This window comes from Lysinibacillus sp. Bpr_S20, assembly GCF_023337835.1.
GTDB lineage: Bacteria > Bacillota > Bacilli > Bacillales_A > Planococcaceae > Lysinibacillus.
Genome location: NZ_JALNLQ010000005.1, coordinates 147,179 through 163,580, shown reverse-complemented (window position 1 = coordinate 163,580; position 16,402 = coordinate 147,179). Strand labels below are relative to the sequence as shown.

The 16,402-nt window shown below is 35.3% G+C and carries 18 protein-coding genes; 6 read left to right on the top strand and 12 right to left on the bottom strand.

Translation table 11 applies throughout. From position 1 onward, the window contains the following. Window positions 1-17: 17 nt before the first annotated feature. The gene (locus MWJ95_RS14625) at window positions 18-368 is read right to left on the bottom strand and encodes a cupin domain-containing protein (protein ID WP_249106354.1); all 351 of its coding nucleotides are present in this window, start codon (window positions 366-368) and stop codon (window positions 18-20) included. Between the two features lie 285 nt (window positions 369-653). Here MWJ95_RS14625 and MWJ95_RS14620 point away from each other — a divergent pair, with 285 nt between their 5' ends. Further along, window positions 654-1,676, top strand: a complete 1,023-nt coding sequence (locus tag MWJ95_RS14620; protein ID WP_249106351.1) for a serine hydrolase domain-containing protein — start codon at window positions 654-656, stop codon at window positions 1,674-1,676. 105 nt (window positions 1,677-1,781) lie between these two features. On the opposite strand, the gene MWJ95_RS14615 is transcribed toward MWJ95_RS14620, so the two are convergent. Then, window positions 1,782-2,312 carry a dihydrofolate reductase family protein gene (locus MWJ95_RS14615; protein WP_249106349.1) on the bottom strand — a complete coding sequence of 177 codons (531 nt, stop codon included), beginning with the start codon at window positions 2,310-2,312 and terminating at the stop codon, window positions 1,782-1,784. A 104-nt stretch (window positions 2,313-2,416) separates the two neighbouring features. On the opposite strand from MWJ95_RS14615, the gene MWJ95_RS14610 reads away from it, so the two are divergent. Then, on the top strand, window positions 2,417-3,361 hold the full coding sequence (locus MWJ95_RS14610; protein WP_249074598.1) for a helix-turn-helix transcriptional regulator: 945 nt from the start codon (window positions 2,417-2,419) through the stop codon (window positions 3,359-3,361). A gap of 323 nt (window positions 3,362-3,684) precedes the next feature. On the opposite strand, the gene MWJ95_RS14605 is transcribed toward MWJ95_RS14610, so the two are convergent. From MWJ95_RS14605 to MWJ95_RS14585, 5 genes are all read right to left on the bottom strand, one after another. Then, on the bottom strand, window positions 3,685-4,077 hold the full coding sequence (locus tag MWJ95_RS14605) for a RidA family protein (RefSeq protein ID WP_249074597.1): 393 nt from the start codon (window positions 4,075-4,077) through the stop codon (window positions 3,685-3,687). Window positions 4,078-4,326: 249 nt separating this feature from the next. Then, window positions 4,327-5,775, bottom strand: coding sequence for a serine hydrolase domain-containing protein (locus tag MWJ95_RS14600; protein ID WP_349294147.1), 1,449 nt, complete (start codon window positions 5,773-5,775; stop codon window positions 4,327-4,329). 240 nt (window positions 5,776-6,015) lie between these two features. Then, window positions 6,016-6,627 (bottom strand): flavin reductase family protein, encoded by a 612-nt coding sequence (locus tag MWJ95_RS14595; RefSeq protein ID WP_249106347.1) that lies wholly within the window; start codon window positions 6,625-6,627, stop codon window positions 6,016-6,018. Window positions 6,628-6,855: 228 nt separating this feature from the next. Continuing rightward, window positions 6,856-6,996, bottom strand: coding sequence for a hypothetical protein (locus MWJ95_RS14590; protein WP_249074594.1), 141 nt, complete (start codon window positions 6,994-6,996; stop codon window positions 6,856-6,858). 369 nt (window positions 6,997-7,365) lie between these two features. Continuing rightward, entirely contained in the window at window positions 7,366-8,058 is a 693-nt protein-coding gene (locus MWJ95_RS14585; protein ID WP_249106345.1) for an SDR family oxidoreductase, read from the bottom strand. A gap of 280 nt (window positions 8,059-8,338) precedes the next feature. Here MWJ95_RS14585 and MWJ95_RS14580 point away from each other — a divergent pair, with 280 nt between their 5' ends. The 4 genes from MWJ95_RS14580 to MWJ95_RS14565 all read left to right on the top strand — a co-directional run bounded on the left by MWJ95_RS14580 (window position 8,339) and on the right by MWJ95_RS14565 (window position 10,993). After that, the gene (locus tag MWJ95_RS14580; protein WP_249074592.1) at window positions 8,339-8,680 is read left to right on the top strand and encodes an ATPase; all 342 of its coding nucleotides are present in this window, start codon (window positions 8,339-8,341) and stop codon (window positions 8,678-8,680) included. Between the two features lie 371 nt (window positions 8,681-9,051). Next, window positions 9,052-10,140: an SAP domain-containing protein gene (locus tag MWJ95_RS14575; protein ID WP_249106343.1), complete on the top strand. Its 1,089-nt coding sequence runs from the start codon at window positions 9,052-9,054 to the stop codon at window positions 10,138-10,140. 5 nt (window positions 10,141-10,145) lie between these two features. Next, window positions 10,146-10,535, top strand: a complete 390-nt coding sequence (locus MWJ95_RS14570; RefSeq protein WP_249074590.1) for a hypothetical protein — start codon at window positions 10,146-10,148, stop codon at window positions 10,533-10,535. 125 nt (window positions 10,536-10,660) lie between these two features. After that, a complete protein-coding gene (locus MWJ95_RS14565; protein ID WP_249074589.1) occupies window positions 10,661-10,993 on the top strand; it encodes a hypothetical protein in 333 nt (110 codons plus the stop codon). A gap of 65 nt (window positions 10,994-11,058) precedes the next feature. Here the strand turns inward: MWJ95_RS14565 and MWJ95_RS14560 are convergent, their stop codons facing one another. From MWJ95_RS14560 to MWJ95_RS14540, 5 genes are all read right to left on the bottom strand, one after another. Further along, the gene (locus MWJ95_RS14560) at window positions 11,059-12,264 is read right to left on the bottom strand and encodes an EAL domain-containing protein (RefSeq protein ID WP_249106340.1); all 1,206 of its coding nucleotides are present in this window, start codon (window positions 12,262-12,264) and stop codon (window positions 11,059-11,061) included. Window positions 12,265-12,791: 527 nt separating this feature from the next. Continuing rightward, entirely contained in the window at window positions 12,792-13,895 is a 1,104-nt protein-coding gene (locus MWJ95_RS14555) for a TFIIB-type zinc ribbon-containing protein (RefSeq protein WP_349294149.1), read from the bottom strand. 14 nt (window positions 13,896-13,909) lie between these two features. Continuing rightward, window positions 13,910-15,226 (bottom strand): SPFH domain-containing protein, encoded by a 1,317-nt coding sequence (locus MWJ95_RS14550; RefSeq protein ID WP_249106336.1) that lies wholly within the window; start codon window positions 15,224-15,226, stop codon window positions 13,910-13,912. A 284-nt stretch (window positions 15,227-15,510) separates the two neighbouring features. After that, window positions 15,511-15,885 carry a DUF423 domain-containing protein gene (locus tag MWJ95_RS14545; RefSeq protein WP_249074585.1) on the bottom strand — a complete coding sequence of 125 codons (375 nt, stop codon included), beginning with the start codon at window positions 15,883-15,885 and terminating at the stop codon, window positions 15,511-15,513. Window positions 15,886-15,896: 11 nt separating this feature from the next. Then, a complete protein-coding gene (locus tag MWJ95_RS14540) occupies window positions 15,897-16,322 on the bottom strand; it encodes an acyl-CoA thioesterase (RefSeq protein WP_249074584.1) in 426 nt (141 codons plus the stop codon). Window positions 16,323-16,402 lie beyond the last annotated feature (80 nt).

Sequence of the window (16,402 nt, the reverse complement as noted above, 5' to 3'; positions counted from 1 at the left end):
AAAACACCATTGATTGTTTATACTTGACCGTTGCTCCCTTTAATATCATTACTTGTCTTTTCAAAACACATATTAACTGTCCTTTCGTTTGAACGAGTCCGATGCATTGTATTGGCAGGTACAGTAAATATTTCTCCAGGTTTCAATGAAACTGTTTCAGTGTTTTCTAAGTCTATGAAAAGTTCACCTTCTAATACATAAAATAACTCATCGCAATTCTCGTGTTTATGCCAGTGAAATTCTCCATTTATCACAGCTATTCTAAGAGCGTGATCATTTACTTCACTTACAATAAAATTTGTGTAGTCACTTTGGTCTTTTATTAGTTCATTTAGGTTGTATACCTTTAACTGTCCATTTTTCTGCATTCTCATTCTCCTTAGCTTATCTAATGTTCTTTAATGACTAATTTCAACAATAGAACTAAAATTCCTTTTTTTCTTCAACTATTCTGCCCTGTTAGCTTATGTAGATTTGTTCACAATATCTTTGGTATACAGTCTAATCGGTTATTCAAGAATATGGCCTGATTGTTCGATTTCTCTTTTTTGTTTGACTAAGTCATTCTATTTAATTTTTAAAAAATAACCCATTTCACAAACACCAGTTCCCCACACTCTGCTATAATGAAGAAAAAACTAGGAGCTTACTAGATGATAAACATTCAAGAACGTATGGAGCATTACCGTATAGCAGGTTTAAGCATGATAGCTATCGAAAAGGGCAAAATCAGTAAGAAGCAGCATTTTGGTGTTCTAGAAGCAGGTACCGATAAAATAGTGGATGAGCACTCCATTTTTAATGCTTGTTCGATCAGTAAGTTTCTAACAAGTATTTTAGTAATGAAATTAGTAGAACAAGGGATTGTGGATTTAGATGAAGATGTTAATAAAAAGCTAGTTTCATGGGCGGTTCCTGACAATCATTTGACCAAGCATAAAAAAGTTACATTGCGCAACTTACTATGTCATCAATCGGGTATTATGGACCCTGAGGGCAGTTTTATGGAACTAGAATCTTTCAACAAAATACCATCCATAGTAGAAATATTAAATGGTCAAACGCCTTATTGCCCTACTACCATTGAAGTGACGTATGAACCTGAAAGTGAATTTCACTATTCTGATGCAGGCTTTTGTATTATCCAATTATTACTAGAAGATATAACGCAAAAACCTTTTTCTCAACTTATGGACAATTTCATATTTAAACCATTATGTATGACAAACAGTACATTTTCTACCTCTCTTTCAACATCAACTATCAATAATTTTGCTTGTGGCCATGATCAACATGGAGCGTTAATTCCAGGGAAATATTCTATATATCCTTATCTTGCTGCTTGTGGAATATGGACTACCCCAAGCGATTTAACCATATTATTACTGGATATCATGAATGCTAGTAAAGGACAAAGTAAAATCGGCATTACTTCCAAACAAGTAAAAGAACTATTCCGCTCACATGGATGTAAAGAATGGACAGGTCTCGGCGTTTTTCTAGATGGCAAGGGTGACAACCTTGAGTTTTCCTCTCTTGGCTGGGGTGTTGGGTATCAATGTATGCTAGTCGCCTATCCAAACCTTGAACAAGGGATTGTGATGATGACGAATACTGATACTGGAATGCATCAAATGAAAGGAATCATGGGTGAAATCTATCGTTCACTTTCCTAATGACAGAAAAAGAGGCTAAATGATGAAGCCTCTTTTTTCCATTTCATAGAACCAAGCACATGAAAACCGCAAATTCGGAGTAAAAACAACCTTTTATGCTATTCATCAAGCCTCTTTCTTCACTTTATAATGCATTTGCACCATTTGCCCAAAGCGTTGGGTATTGACTAACTCCAGATCCTGATATGGATTATTAGCCTTAAACAACGGAATGCCAGAACCTAATAGATGCGGTGTAACCGTAATAATTATTTCATCTATTAACTGTTCCTTCATAAAGGCATCAAGTATTCCTGCTCCACCAACCATCCAAATTTTTGAGCCTTTCTGTTCCCTTAATCTTTTCGTAAATGCTACAACATCCTCATTCACAAACTCAGCGTGTTCGTTTTGTCCACTTAGTGAAGTTGAGAAGACATAACATTTCTTATCGAGATATGGAAAAGGCTCAATATGATCTACAACCCAATCATACGTTCTTTTACCCATAATAATGGTATCAATGGATTGGTACATATCTGAATACCCAGCATCCCCTTCCCCCTCTGCCTCTTCTAGCCATTGTAAATCATCATTCTCTTTCGCAATATATCCATCCAAACTAGTTGCAATATATAAAATGATTTCTCGTGACATACCGTCATCTCCTTTTCTCTTTTGAAAAACTCCTGAACAAGATCTATACTAAACAATAAACATGACAACTACTGGCATGATTAAATGAAAAAAGGTGAAGAAAAGTGTCAAAAGCAAAACGTCTATTAGATATCCTTGTATTTGTGAGCGCAAAAAAGAAATTTACTGCACAGGAAGTTGCGGATGAATTCAATATATCAATTCGTACTGTTCATCGATATATTTTAGATTTAAGTGATATGGGTTTGCCTATTTACGCAGAACAAGGACGAAACGGTGGCTATACAGTTCTATCGAGCAGACTCCTACCGCCTATTTTATTTACAGAAGATGAGGCTGTTTCGATTTTCTTTGCGTTCCAATCTCTTCATTATTACCGTGATTTGCCTTTTAATACAGAAATAAAATCCGTTTCTCAAAAGCTTTATAGCTCGCTTCAGGAGGAAGCAAAGCAGAAAGTGGATAAACTTCAATCCTACATTGCATTTTGGAATCCTAAACGAGCGATTGAAACACCTTTATTGAAAGCCGTTTTAGAGGCTGCCATTGAAAACAAAAATCTACATATTCACTATGAATCAAAATCAGGTACAACTACAAAACATATCCATCCAATTGGTGCGTATGCTCATGATGGATTATGGTATATGCCTGCCTTTGATTTCACAAAACAAAAAATATTACTGTTTCGTGTAGATCGTATTATTTCCATTATAGAGAGCGAAGAAAACCAAGAGGTATTTGTAAATTTGCAGGAGTGGTTTAGTAGTGAATATGAACTTAAACAACCTATCCATTTAAATGTATTATTATCAAGAGAAGGTGTACGACAATGCAAAAGCGATCCGAACCTTGAAGATTTGGTCACGATAAAAGAAGATGGCACCGGCTTTATTGATGCCATTATAGACAAGGGTGAGCTTAATTTTATTAGCTCCATTTTTTATCGACTAGGTATGCATGCTCAAATTGTAGAACCAAAAGAATTAATTAATATTATAAGACAGCAAGCAAAAGGAATTTTATCTATGTATCCAGAAAATGATTAATGTTATATACATTCATTTCTACTCGAAGGACCACTTCATGGGGAGTGAAAAAGGAACCAATTGAATTAAACAAACGAATGAAAACATAGATCTTATTTTAGAAAAAGGCAAACACCTAACATTAATCTTTTCTTCTGCATAAAATGGTAGTGTACCTAATTTGCTTCCATCTTGCCTCCTACGTTGGGCAAGAAACACACCCCCATCATAAAATATTTATTTTGGTCACTTTCTGCTTAGGAATAGTGGCCTTTTTTTCAGATCATAATCCCTCCTTCACAAAAAAACCGACAAGATCATTTAAGATTTTGTCGGTTACTTTACTATTTAGCAGCCCAAATATCAATTTCTAATTTAATGTCTGGGAGTCCTAAAGCAGTAATATACGCTATCGTCATAGAAGGATAAGGTTTTCCAAACATTGTTTCCCATTGTTGATAGAAGTCATCCCAATTTATTTCTTCTGTTGCCCAAATGTTGGCCTTCACCACATTATCTGCGTTAAGTCCCTCTGCTTCTAATATTAATTGAATATTTTTTAATGTATTCTGAACCTGCTCTGTTAGTGATGATGGCAATTCACCGTTTATCCCAACTCCAATTTGTCCAGATAATGCGTATATTGTTGCATCCTTTGGGATTATTGTAAGATGACTGTAATTGCCAACAGGGCTAGGTACTTGGATTGGATTTTTACGTGTTATTTTATTATTCATGATTAATCTCCTCTAGGTTTTTATTTTATTTTTCTAAAAAAGGGCAGACTTGTCCCTGTTAACTAAATTTTAGAAAAAAACAGCAGTTGAGAACCCAATACCCATACTTAAAAAACGTAATGATCTTTTTTTCATTTGGATTCTCTCCTTTCACCTAAAGATACTTTCATATTACCATATTTTTCATAAAACAATCAAATTCTCTACGTTTTTAATCTTTTTCCGTTTTCGTAAAAATCTTAACTAACCCTAATAAACAATAAAGCACAGCTGACACGATAACACTATAAAGTAACACCGTAATTGAAGATGGCCCCATACTTTAATAAAGTCCCAATTTGATTTCTCTGGTAGTAGTTTCGGAAACAAAATGATAAGTGCAAAAATGATGGCAACACTTAAAGAATGAAAGATTAATAAAAAAGTTCTTTTACGATTTAAAGACACTCTAATTCGTTGTTTTTTAACAATTTCCCTTAAGGTTGTAAGCAATTGAATACTTAAAAACATCCCCAAGCCTACAACAACAACACATATAAGTGAAATAATTTTATCCAAATTCTGAAAGATGTCAGAATGAATAGTATTTATTGTTTTCCCTTCCCACAAATCTATCACACCTTGCCCAATCGCAGTTGTATAACTCGAGTTCATATTGGATAATACGGCTACTCCTAATTGTTCATTGGGCTGTATGATGAAATAAGATGAGAATGTGGGATTTTCACCAGCATGGGATATATATTGTTCTTCTTTTCCCATAACTCCCCATCCACTTGCATAGTATGTGTCCTTATCGAAAGGCTCTACAGATTGATCTGGGATATGCGATTCTTGAATAATTTTATAATCAATCGTTTCATTTTGGCTATTTCCTAACTGTAGCTTTAACCATTTTGCTATATCACTTGTGTTACTTATTACATATCCTGCAGGTACATTTCCACGATAGATCGGTGGTGTATATGCCTGCTCTCTCATCAGTCCTATTTTATATCCCGTGGCCATTTCATTTGAGTTAACTTGATGAATTCCAACAACTGTATCATTCATAGAGATTGGCTTTAGTAGTTGCTGTTTGATATACGTATCAAAGGGTTGTTTTGAAACCTTTTCAATAACGAGTCCTAAAACATCATAATTGATTGTTGCGTATTCAAATGAGCTACCTGGTTGTCTATTTAATGGCTGATCAAGCAATTTTTTCACAGTTAACTCAAGGGCATTTGGTTCGTTACTTTTTGGGATATTAGATATTGTGTTAGTAGCTATTCCACTTGTATGATACAGTAACTGATTTATCGTAATTAGCTGAGACTTCCCATTATATTTTAACTTAAACCATGGGATATACTTTTGGACATCATCAGACCGCTTAAGTAACCCTTCCTTTTCCAGTTGTAGAATGGCTAGTCCGGTGAATGCTTTCGATGTAGATCCTAGTTCAAATAATGTTTTAGGGGTAACAGGGGTTTTCGACTGAACATCGGCGTATCCAAAGCCTTTTTCGTAAACCGTTTTTCCCTTTTCTACAATTACTAATGATACCCCTGGAATTTTACTTATTGCCATTTGCTCTTTAATAAATTGATCAATCTTTTGAGTTTTTTCATCTGCATTTGCTATTGTGGGCATTAAACTACCTAAGGCTACAATCATAGAAATTATAAACAGATAGATTTTTAATGAGCGTTTCATTTTCTTTTCTCCTTTAAGCTAGGTACAAGGTTTAAAAAAATTCCTTGACAACTTCGCTAACTATATCAAGAAATTTCCACCATAACTATCGTTTTACATGACTAAAAGCATCACATCGTGACAGTTTTGTAACGTACAGTTCTTTTATCGACTTAACAGGAAATTTTGAACAAACACAAAAAGATCAGTCACCCATTTTAAAAAATGAGAGCTAATCTTTTTGATGATCACTATTGGACTTTAAATTTCTGCTCTAAAAGCTTTCCCCAACTCATGACCAAGTCCAAAATAATGTCGAAAATTATAAATAAGTGGGCTCCATTTATTTGGATCAATATAATTTTCTTCAACAATAATTTCCTTATGGGCATGGACATGTAAAACTTGTGTCTCGGCAATGGCAAAAAAAGAGGCATACTCAGGGATTCGAATATATTTTACCTTTGCCTCAAGTTGAATTGGACACTCTGCAATTCTTGAAGGCTTTACTGATTTAGACTCGGTTGGTGTTAAGTTACTAATTTCATATTTTTCTTTTTCAAATGTAAATCCATTCGCTCTCTTAAATTCAGGAACGGGATTTTTCCCTGTAAATGGCGCTAATTTTTCTACGTTCTCCCATAATGAAGGGCTTGGGACATTAATAACACATTCAGGATGACGTTCTAAGTTTTCAATGGCTTTTCCCCCAAGCCCAATTCCTAAAATTATACAATCTCCTAAAGCCCATGATGACGAAAGCGGGCTAATATTCACGGTATCATCTTCATTCAGTGTAGTTAATAAAATCACTGGTGTCCCGTAGTATAGAATTTTGGGATGAATCATTTCTGTAGTAGCAATTTGAGTCATTTTTTCTCCTCCTATTCGTACTTTCAATTTTTATAGTACAAGAGAAACATTTCAATTTTCATCGAAATATGAATTGCATTTTATGTTTTGGCTTTTTTCGTATAGATTGTTGCTCTCTTGAAAATACAAAACATAGTTGAAAATAATGGATTTTCAGGAGGCTTTCAATAATGTGGAGATATGTGTATAACAGTCGGAGAATTAAAAAAGCAAATCCACTAGTCTAGGCTAGAAATCCCCATTATTAAATAACGCGTCTAGTATTTCTTTGCCAAAAAACGCAAAAGACAATAGAAACACTACAATTAAAATGGCTAAACTACCGAATATAATCGAGAACACTATCCCCTTTTTATTATCATCACTCAATATAACCCCTCCTAAACTAGCACTATTAATTCAATAATATCTCATATCCCATCCATATGGATAAATATTTCCATTTACCTAAAGCTAAAACAATTGTTGATTGAACAAATGGGAGTTCAATGTGTACTTCCGCTGGGAATCTGTCTGTCTACGAATCTCAATATTATGACGTTTCAATACGAAGTACTTTTCCCATTAAATAGTAGCAAATCAATGGCATTTTTCACTGTAGCAACTTTTCAAAAAAATAGGCTATATGTTAAACAAAACAAAAATAAAGGACATTTACTGTATCTTAGTAATTTTTACGAAATAGTAAAAGACCAGGCTCAAATGCAGTGCCTGGTCATCTTTTTTCAGATCATTATGTTATCGTTGATTTTTAATGACAACCTCAGTTACAGCTAACGCTTTTCTTGGTTTAATATTATTCATAATAATATCTGCGATGTCATTAGGGTCCATTAATGTTTTAGTTTTTTCCTCAGAAAAAATCCCGTCCCAAAACTCTGTTCTCATACCACCCATGTATACAGCACATACATTAATGGATGTTTCGCGTAATTCTAGTGCTAGACTCTCAGTAAATCCTCGCACACCAAATTTACTAGCACTATAAACCGATTCCGTTACTTTTCCTTCTAAGCCAGCTGTAGAAACAATATTGACGATTGTTCCTTCATTACGTTCTTTCATACCTTTTAGTACTTCTTGTGAGCAAAAAATTGTTCCTTTTAGGTTAATATCAATCATTTGATGAATGGCATCTTCTTCCAAGTTTTCAGCTAGATCAAAATAGCCAACACCCGCATTATTTATTAGTAATGGAATGGACCCAAATTCATCTTGTATAGAATGAATTATTTCACCGACCATTTGCTTTGAAGCAACATCAACCTCATAGATAGAATAGCCATTTGCTAACGTTTTAGCCGTATTCTCAAGCTTTGATTTCGTTCTACCAAGTAAACAAATGTGATAACCTAACGTCGAATATTTTTTAGCAAGTGCTGCACCTAAACCACTGCCAGCCCCTGTTATAACAACAATATTTTTACTCATTCTTATCATCCTCTCTCCGTTAATTATATCAGAATAGGAACTCCTTTCAATAAAAGGAACATGCTCTGATAACCTCTCTCAAATAGAGTAAAATTAGGTGGCACTCCCGAAATAGTAGAAAAACATGGTTCATTTAATAGGTAAAGAGGAAAGATTTAATAATCAATATCTACATTTTTATAGAAATCTGATTAAAAGGTTTAGAGCTTTACTATAGATCCTGAATACAATGAACATGTAATCTGCAGATTATACTTCTATTAAAGGAGGTGAAATTTAATTGCCTTTAACGACTGGTCCAATTGAAAATACAGGAAATTTACCATCTAATGCAACTAGCGTTCGTATCAAAGTTCTTAATCTTACTGGCGGTATTCTTTCCGGAGTAGTCAATGTTTATAGACTTAACGGTACAAGAAAATTACTATCATCAACTCGATTTAGCGTAGCAGCAAACGCTTCTACTTTTGTCACGCCAAGTGTAGGAAATGCAGCTCAATATGAAGTAGAAATCGTTCCAAATCAAACTGGCGGATTATACAGCGTTTATGGAAGAACAGCTTCAGGTGTTCTTATAGCTGCCCAAAGGTTTGTAAACTCCGAATTAACAGAGATTCTTTAAACAACCTTTTATAACATCTTCGTTTAAAGTTTTTAAAGGTAATTCAATTGGGGGACATTTGACATCAAGCTTGCCTTTTGTCCTCCATCTAGATGTTGCTAATAAAAAGTACGAGTGACTCTTTAATTACGATTATGGGTGTATTTACCATTTCATCACTTCATTATTACCTGATAACGCGGCATTTTCTCTTTCAGATAGTTCCTTCTTCTAATTTTATTCACAGTGATCCATACGTCCATATTCATATTATTTCATGTCAAACAACACTTTTATGTTATTTTCTGGGTATTCGATACATATAATATTATATTTATTAATAAAACGTCATAATTTCATCGAACACAGAATATAATTCTGGAGGGTGTTAAATGAATACAATTAAATCTTTAATTTTCCCCCAAGACCTGCATAAATTAAACAAAACTCAACTTAAAGAGATTTGTAATAAAATGAAGTTAGAAACAACAGGCAATGTAAATGAATTAGCAAGTAGAGTGTGGGACTCTTTTGAGCATATTGAAGGCGATGTTCTTAAAATGATAAACAATAATATTTTCTCTGGTGCGGTTTCTTTAGCTTGGTACCTTGTAACAAATAAAACTGATTTAACAGGATTTAAACAAAGGATAATTGATAAATCGCCATTTAATCCTTTCGAAACAATAGTTACACCAACTAGCAAAAATGTTCCTGTAGATCCTACTATTATTGCTGCTGCCGACATCGAAGGTTCACAAGCATATTATTTAAGATTTATTCATAGAACAGGGGTAAATGTCGATTACTTTTTAACGAATCGAAGAGAATACATTAAGCATGAAATTACAACAGTTTATATAGATGAAGTTAAGGGAATAATTGAAGTACGAGCAAGTTCAGCTATTGCCAAAAAAATTATTGCTTGGTTTGCTAAAATTGTTGAGGAAGAATACGAATTCAAACAGTATGATTTGTTAGAGAAATACGGAGGTACTCTTGAATCTTTAGCTGATATCCTTCAAGGAAGACTTATTGATGCTACAGGAAGACCAGCAGGATCAGTTAATACATTTGAAGAAACTCAGGGTCAATCAATCGTGAGTATACTTTCTGCAATTGACGAATACTATACTAGTGGTGAATTATCAGTTTTAGAGCAAAATTTAAATAGTGAAGATATTACAGGCATTTTAGAAACAACACCTTTTACTTTGTTACTTTTAAGTGGTCTTGAAACAATAGGATTAGGCAGTATTAGAGAACTAAGAGGTTTGCCATTATACAATTATTTAGAACCTTATCTATCCAAACAAAAGGGATCCATATTATTTGAACATAGTGTTGATGGTGTGAAACAAGAATATTCTATTCGAATCGGCGTCAATACAAAAACATTTAAGTTCAATGTATTTGCGTCTGAGCCTGTATTAGATTATATTAGAGAAAAATTGATTTACCAAATTTATTCTGCGAGGTAAAAGTATTGAGCAATTTAAAGCCATGGGAAATTTCTCAAAAAATAGATAATGCACTTGAGGCAATTGCTATCAGTAAAATTGATAAATTTTACCATAGTTATATTGCAAAAATAACTAACTTACCTCTTGGAGTAGTTATTGATACATTATCTGAATTAGAAAAACAAGAAGCACTCGTTATAAAATTAGAGTTTCACTGTGAGGAATGTAGTAGAAATATTTTAACCGCTAATAAATCCGAACTTGAAAACATTGATTCCATTCCTTGCCAGTATTGTGGTACAGAAAATAATTATGATCCTTTAAACGCTATTCCCATTATTGAATTGAGTGAGGATTTCAGACAAAGTTTTTCAAAAAAAAAATTACTAACAAAAAGGAAAATGTCGGGTTAAGTAAACAAAATAAACCTGAGAGTTTAAGAGAAATTATTGATATTTTAGCCAAAGAAAATTCTAATCATTTATTAGAGAAAGTATCAAAACTTGGGCAAGTAACTATTATCTTAGGAGATGGTTATATGGGTGAATCTAGTAAATATGGTGGTCTAACTTTTGGAGAAAACAAAGGTAATATAACTATTGAAAACAATGGTACACTTCAACAAGGGATAGCAAGCCAACCAAATGACATAATCTATGCTTTACAACAGCTTCACGAAGAAATTCAACAGCTATCCGATGAACAGCGAGATATTGCGGAAGCTAATTTTGAACTTCTTCAAACTCATATAGAAAATGGAGATAAAGAGAAAGCTAAAAAACCATTAGAGAAGTTAACGAGCATACTAGGTGTTATCAGCTCTATTGTGTCTATCGCTTCTGCCTTAGGTTTTGGAGTTCCTTTAAAATAATAAATAGTGAAAAAATCGGGGTACAAATTATTTTGTACCCCGATTTTTTATAAGCAATGGTTGAACTATCTAAAAATATTATGTTCATATAAGTAATCATACGAAAGATCGACGAACAAATACTCATGCTCGTTTATGGCAATCGAAAATGTTCTTGTAATTTCCCCGGTCTCTATATCTCGATAAAGCTCTGAGATTTCTCCGCTTTGATCGTTGCGCATTTTAATGATTGTTTGTAGGAAATACGGGCGCCAACTCCAATTTTTATTGATCGCTCTCGGCTGTAATTCCCACTGCCCCTCAATACGCATTACGTTTGGAGATAGTTGGAAGCCATCTTCATTACAAATATAAACACGGAATGAATAACTATCCAACAGCTGGGCTAGATTCTCTAGAAGTGCAATGTTGTCACTGGAAGGTTTAACACGATGAACAACCGCCTCTAGTTCCTCTTTTAGTTTTTTCAATTCGAAATACTGCGCCTCTAGAATTTTCTTTTCAGAGGTTATAAACTGCTGGCACTCTTCCTTAAAACGCTCCTTTAAAATATCCTTTTCAACGAATGTCATTGCAGGGTTTGCTAAGTATCGCCCCTGATAAAATCTGCCACCGTTCTTCCAAGCAAACTGTAATTGATAAACAGTTTCGATTCCTTCAAATAAAAGATTTGCGCCAATTTTATAAGCGAGACTACCAATTGCTGAAATCATATCTGACTGTGCAGACCAAGAATCATAATTTAAGTCTCGAATATTGACCTTTAATATTTGTGGTGATAATAGTGCAATATGCTCTAAATGACTCTCCGCTCCTACTTCCTGAACGGCGATTTTGACGCCAAATGTCGTAAAGTATCGTACCGCATGATGCAACTTCTGAATGTCACCTAAAAAACGGTGCTCAGAAACAACTAATACAATACGATGTAAATCCTCTTCGCTAATGTAGTGTTGAATAATATTAAAATGACTTTCACCAAAATCCTGCATGAGTAAGTTCGGGTTACTTGGGATATAAATATCAATATCCTGTCCGATTTCTTCTACTTTAGCTAATGCAGCATGTAGAATTTTATGTTCCATGTCTATACGATACTCTTCTGGAATATCTTCATTATTCACAAAATCTTTTAAATTAATTTGTTGACCCTCAATTTGTAACTGTCCGGAAATTTCGTAGGCAATCACCGTATGCGCATCTGCGCTAAATATAGGTTGAAAATACCCATGTATTTGATCTAAATTTGTTAAAACTTCAATTGCATCCATTGTCGAAACCTCCATACAAGATGTTATCCAAGAATAACATTACATTCACAGCTCATATCATGAAAAAAAGCTCTCTGACTGTATAATAGTTTGTTTCAAGTAAATTGGCAACTTCACATGGCGTTATTTTATGGAATAAATCTGTCCTGAAATTTAACAAACTTCCACAAATCTAATTAGCCCTATTTTTATAGGCTTTTTGCTTATACTTTCAAACCATAAAGCGAATTTTTTTCTGACAACTCATCACTAATAACGACTTTATCACAAAATAGGTTGCTTTAAGTACGCATATTTCTATTTAGTGTCACTTTATTTGCCTTCACTAAACTTTTCATGTATCGCTGTGTAAAAAAATCCCTCAAAATTCCTTTATCATTATAGCTTATGCAACCATTCAATATGAAAGCCGTGATAACTAAAGGTTTTGATCCTATATCCTAAAAATATTCAGCCGTATACCCCACCCCAGAAAAAAAGCAGTATTCCAAAGTATAGATTATACCCTACAGGAATACTGCTCATGACTATTCTGACATAAAGAAATACCAAATAATTGCGACGGCAATTATTGATAAAATAACAGCAATCGTTACACGTAATGGTGAAATTGGGGCATCCCCACCTACTCGACCTGTTTGACCATTCACCATAAAGCGGTATACTTTCTCTTTGTAACGGAATGAAGAAAGCCAAATTGGCAGCATTAGATATTTGTATGTAATATCATCATGTGTGGTTGAGAAGTGTAAATTAGATACTACATCTGCATTATGTTCCCAACGTATTTTCGAAGTAATTTGTGTATTCAGGTGATTTGAAATTTCTCTCTTCGCCTGACTCCACCCGTCCTGTAAACCAATACTGTAGCGTTCTGATAAAAAGCCAGCAACATATTCTGGTTTATAGGCTTTATTATTGAGTAAATTAAAAGGTTCTATTTTTCGCATCATATTTCGATCATAACGGGTCGTTGCACTTATTAAGTGATCATCAATAAATTCCTGATAAAAGCCACTTGTGGTATACCAATCCGTTTCCGTTCGGGTATTTCCATCTTTATCTGTTACTGTGCGATGTCTACCGTAACTTGCAGAATACCTTGAGCTTGTTTTAGTATCAAAAGTCCAATAAGGTAGATAAACCCCTTTAAATGAATCAGGCTTTGCACTCTCTTTTGCGGCTCTCGGTGTAAACCATTTGCCCTTAATCCAACTTTGGAAGTTCTCTCCCGCTTGCTTATCTGTAAGTTCAAATGCACATACTCCGTTCGGCGCTAATGTATTTTTAGCACTTGCCTCCATGACCTGATTGGAGCCACAATATGGGCAACTATCGGCCACCTGTAATGCATCATATATCGTTTCTGCTGCACAGGATTTACAAATAACTGTTTTTTTCTCGACACCCCAGTTAAAATTCCCACGTTCTTCAGCCTTTGCAAAATCCATTTCCTGGGCAACTTTTTCTTCTTGTTTTTCTGGGGCTGCAATTTCAGTTTCATAGCCACAATACGGACATGTTAACTTTCCGGTTTTTGGATTAAATTCAATAGATGCACTACATGATGGACACTCGGCGTCAAAATCAAGGTCTACTTGTTTAGCATTTTCAGCGTCTTGAGCTGGCATCATTAGTCATCTCCTTACTTAACATCATTTTCATCAAACACATCACCACATTCTGGACAGAATTTTGGTGGGTTCGCAGGATCTTCTGGCTTCCAACCACATTTATCGCAAACGTATTGTAATGCTTCTGCAGGTTTTTTAGCACCGCATTCACTACAGAATTTGCCTTTGTTGACAGCACCACATGTACAAGTCCATCCTTCTTCTGCAGGTTTTGGTGTCCCACAATTTGAGCAGAATTTACCTGTGTTATCGTTACCACATGCACATATCCATGCACCTGAGTTAGTCGCTGTTTGTCCTTGCTGAGCAGTCTGTTTATTTTGCTCATTCATTTGGTAAAGCTGTGCTGCATTAACACCACCTGCCTGTGTCGCCATGTTCATGCCCATAAATCCTGTCATTGCTCCACCTTCATTTTTGGCTGCTGCCATCATGGCCTCTGCCTGAGCACCTGTTAAATGAGCTGCAGCCATACCTGGATCACGCATCACAGCACTTCGTTGTAGCTGTTTAATCATTGCTTCATCTTCTTCAGAAGCTTTTAAAGAACTAATACCAAAGGATACAACTGCTAAACCACGGGTAGCTAGCCATTTCTCTGATAACACTTTATTAAGGGCATCTGCTAGAGCAACCGTATGCGCAGGTATTTCGCTATAGCGTACCCCGCTTGCTGAAATATGTGCAAAAGCAGGCTGTAGCGCAGTCATCAACTCCGTTTTTAGCTGGCTGTCGATTGCATCTCTAGTAAATTCACGCTCAACGTTTCCACAAACATTTGTATAGAATAATAATGGGTCGACAATTTTATAGGAATACTCCCCATGACAACGAATAGCAATATCAATATCTAAGCCGATATTACGGTCGATAACACGGAAAGGAACCGGTGCTGGTGTCCCATATTTATTGCCTACGATTTCTTTTTTATTAAAATAATACACACGTTGATCTTTCGCAGGTTCTCCACCAAATGTAAAGCGTTTACCAATCTGCTTGAATGTTTCTAGTATGCCTTCGGACAAATCATTGCCATACATTATCGAAGGCTCTGTAGATGTATCATAAACATATTCTCCAGACTCCGCAGAGAACTCCACTACTTTCCCTTGCTCGACAATCATCATACATTGCCCTTCATTAATAGCAATGATAGAACCATTACTAATAATATTGTCATTGCCTTTATTTGAACCTCGTTTAGAAGTACGTTTAACACCCTTTGCCACAAGAACATCCGCTGTGAGTGACTCACAATAGAGATATTCACGCCATTGATCTTCTAGAACACCTGCTAATGCGCCAACTCCTGCTTTTAATAAACCCATATTTATTCCCACCTTCAACTTATATACTTATCACTTATTTTATCATATTAACTTTACCCCGGGGATAATTGCGTCCGGGGGCTTTAGGCCAAAACCACTCGCCTGAGTTCGCTATTTCAGTGGGGATTTGGCACCCACTGAAAGTAGATAAAATAATCTAATCATTATGTAGTACGCACAAAAAGGACAATTTGTTTCATTTTTTTACACTTCTTTATAAAAAAGAGATAGCTCCATAGGAACTACCTCGATCGTACTATAATTATTTCGTTGATCTTCACGTTTTAAGAAAATGCGGAAATGGCCACTAACACCCATGCAACGATAAATAACATACCGCCGATTGGCGTAATCGCTCCAAGCTTTTTCACACCTGTAACCGCTAATACGTATAAACTACCTGAGAAAAATACAATTCCTGCGAACATTAAATATCCTGCCCAAGATAGCAAACTGGAAGCTCCTAATAGGGCTTCACTCGATAAAATACCAAGCCCTAGTAAACCTAATGCATGATACATATGGTATTGCACAGCAGTCTCCCAAATAGCTGCATAGTGTGGTGACGCAAATTTATCTTTTAGTGCATGCGCCCCAAAAGCACCTAACACGACCCCAAGACAAGCCATAATTGCACCGATTGCCAATAAAAGTTCCATGTTGTATTCCCCTATTTCTTTTCGCGAGCGATTTCTTTGTATTTCGCATCCCATGCCGGATCAATTTTACTTAAGGATACCGGACGTAACGTATCTTTTTGCGCTAGAATATGTACGGACTGAGCAGTCGCCGCAATCGTGCCATCTTCATGTAAAATTTCATAGCCATATGTTGTACGTAAACGATCATGTTTTTCCACCCATGTACGGACCGTTGCCACTTGGCCATAATGCAAAGCAGCCTTATAAGAAATGGATAAATCCATTACTGGCGATACATAACCATCTTTTTCTAACTCAGCATACTCAAAGCCTGCATCATTTACTAACTGAGAACGACCTATCTCCATCCAAATGATATAATTTGCATGATACACCACGCCCATTTGGTCGGTCTCAGCATATCGAATTTCGATTTGTTTTTCACTAACAAACATTTTCTTCACCTCGTCCTACATTATAGCGTAAAAATATTGATTTGGCGGGGTTTTTGTTTTATTGATTAAGAAAAAAACAA

Excerpts from the sequence above, each read along its gene's own strand:
- MWJ95_RS14595 (WP_249106347.1), bottom strand. The coding sequence starts at position 6,627 with ATGACTCAAATTGCTACTACAGAAATGATTCATCCCAAAATTCTATAC.
- MWJ95_RS14560 (WP_249106340.1), bottom strand. The coding sequence starts at position 12,264 with ATGGATGCAATTGAAGTTTTAACAAATTTAGATCAAATACATGGGTAT.
- MWJ95_RS14555 (WP_349294149.1), bottom strand. The coding sequence starts at position 13,895 with ATGCCAGCTCAAGACGCTGAAAATGCTAAACAAGTAGACCTTGATTTT.
- MWJ95_RS14540 (WP_249074584.1), bottom strand. The coding sequence starts at position 16,322 with ATGTTTGTTAGTGAAAAACAAATCGAAATTCGATATGCTGAGACCGAC.
- MWJ95_RS14600 (WP_349294147.1), bottom strand. The coding sequence starts at position 5,775 with ATGAAACGCTCATTAAAAATCTATCTGTTTATAATTTCTATGATTGTA.
- MWJ95_RS14565 (WP_249074589.1), top strand. The coding sequence starts at position 10,661 with ATGGGTGAATCTAGTAAATATGGTGGTCTAACTTTTGGAGAAAACAAA.
- MWJ95_RS14550 (WP_249106336.1), bottom strand. The coding sequence starts at position 15,226 with ATGGGTTTATTAAAAGCAGGAGTTGGCGCATTAGCAGGTGTTCTAGAA.
- MWJ95_RS14545 (WP_249074585.1), bottom strand. The coding sequence starts at position 15,885 with ATGGAACTTTTATTGGCAATCGGTGCAATTATGGCTTGTCTTGGGGTC.
- MWJ95_RS14605 (WP_249074597.1), bottom strand. The coding sequence starts at position 4,077 with ATGAATAATAAAATAACACGTAAAAATCCAATCCAAGTACCTAGCCCT.
- MWJ95_RS14585 (WP_249106345.1), bottom strand. The coding sequence starts at position 8,058 with ATGAGTAAAAATATTGTTGTTATAACAGGGGCTGGCAGTGGTTTAGGT.
- MWJ95_RS14575 (WP_249106343.1), top strand. The coding sequence starts at position 9,052 with ATGAATACAATTAAATCTTTAATTTTCCCCCAAGACCTGCATAAATTA.
- MWJ95_RS14615 (WP_249106349.1), bottom strand. The coding sequence starts at position 2,312 with ATGTCACGAGAAATCATTTTATATATTGCAACTAGTTTGGATGGATAT.
- MWJ95_RS14620 (WP_249106351.1), top strand. The coding sequence starts at position 654 with ATGATAAACATTCAAGAACGTATGGAGCATTACCGTATAGCAGGTTTA.
- MWJ95_RS14625 (WP_249106354.1), bottom strand. The coding sequence starts at position 368 with ATGCAGAAAAATGGACAGTTAAAGGTATACAACCTAAATGAACTAATA.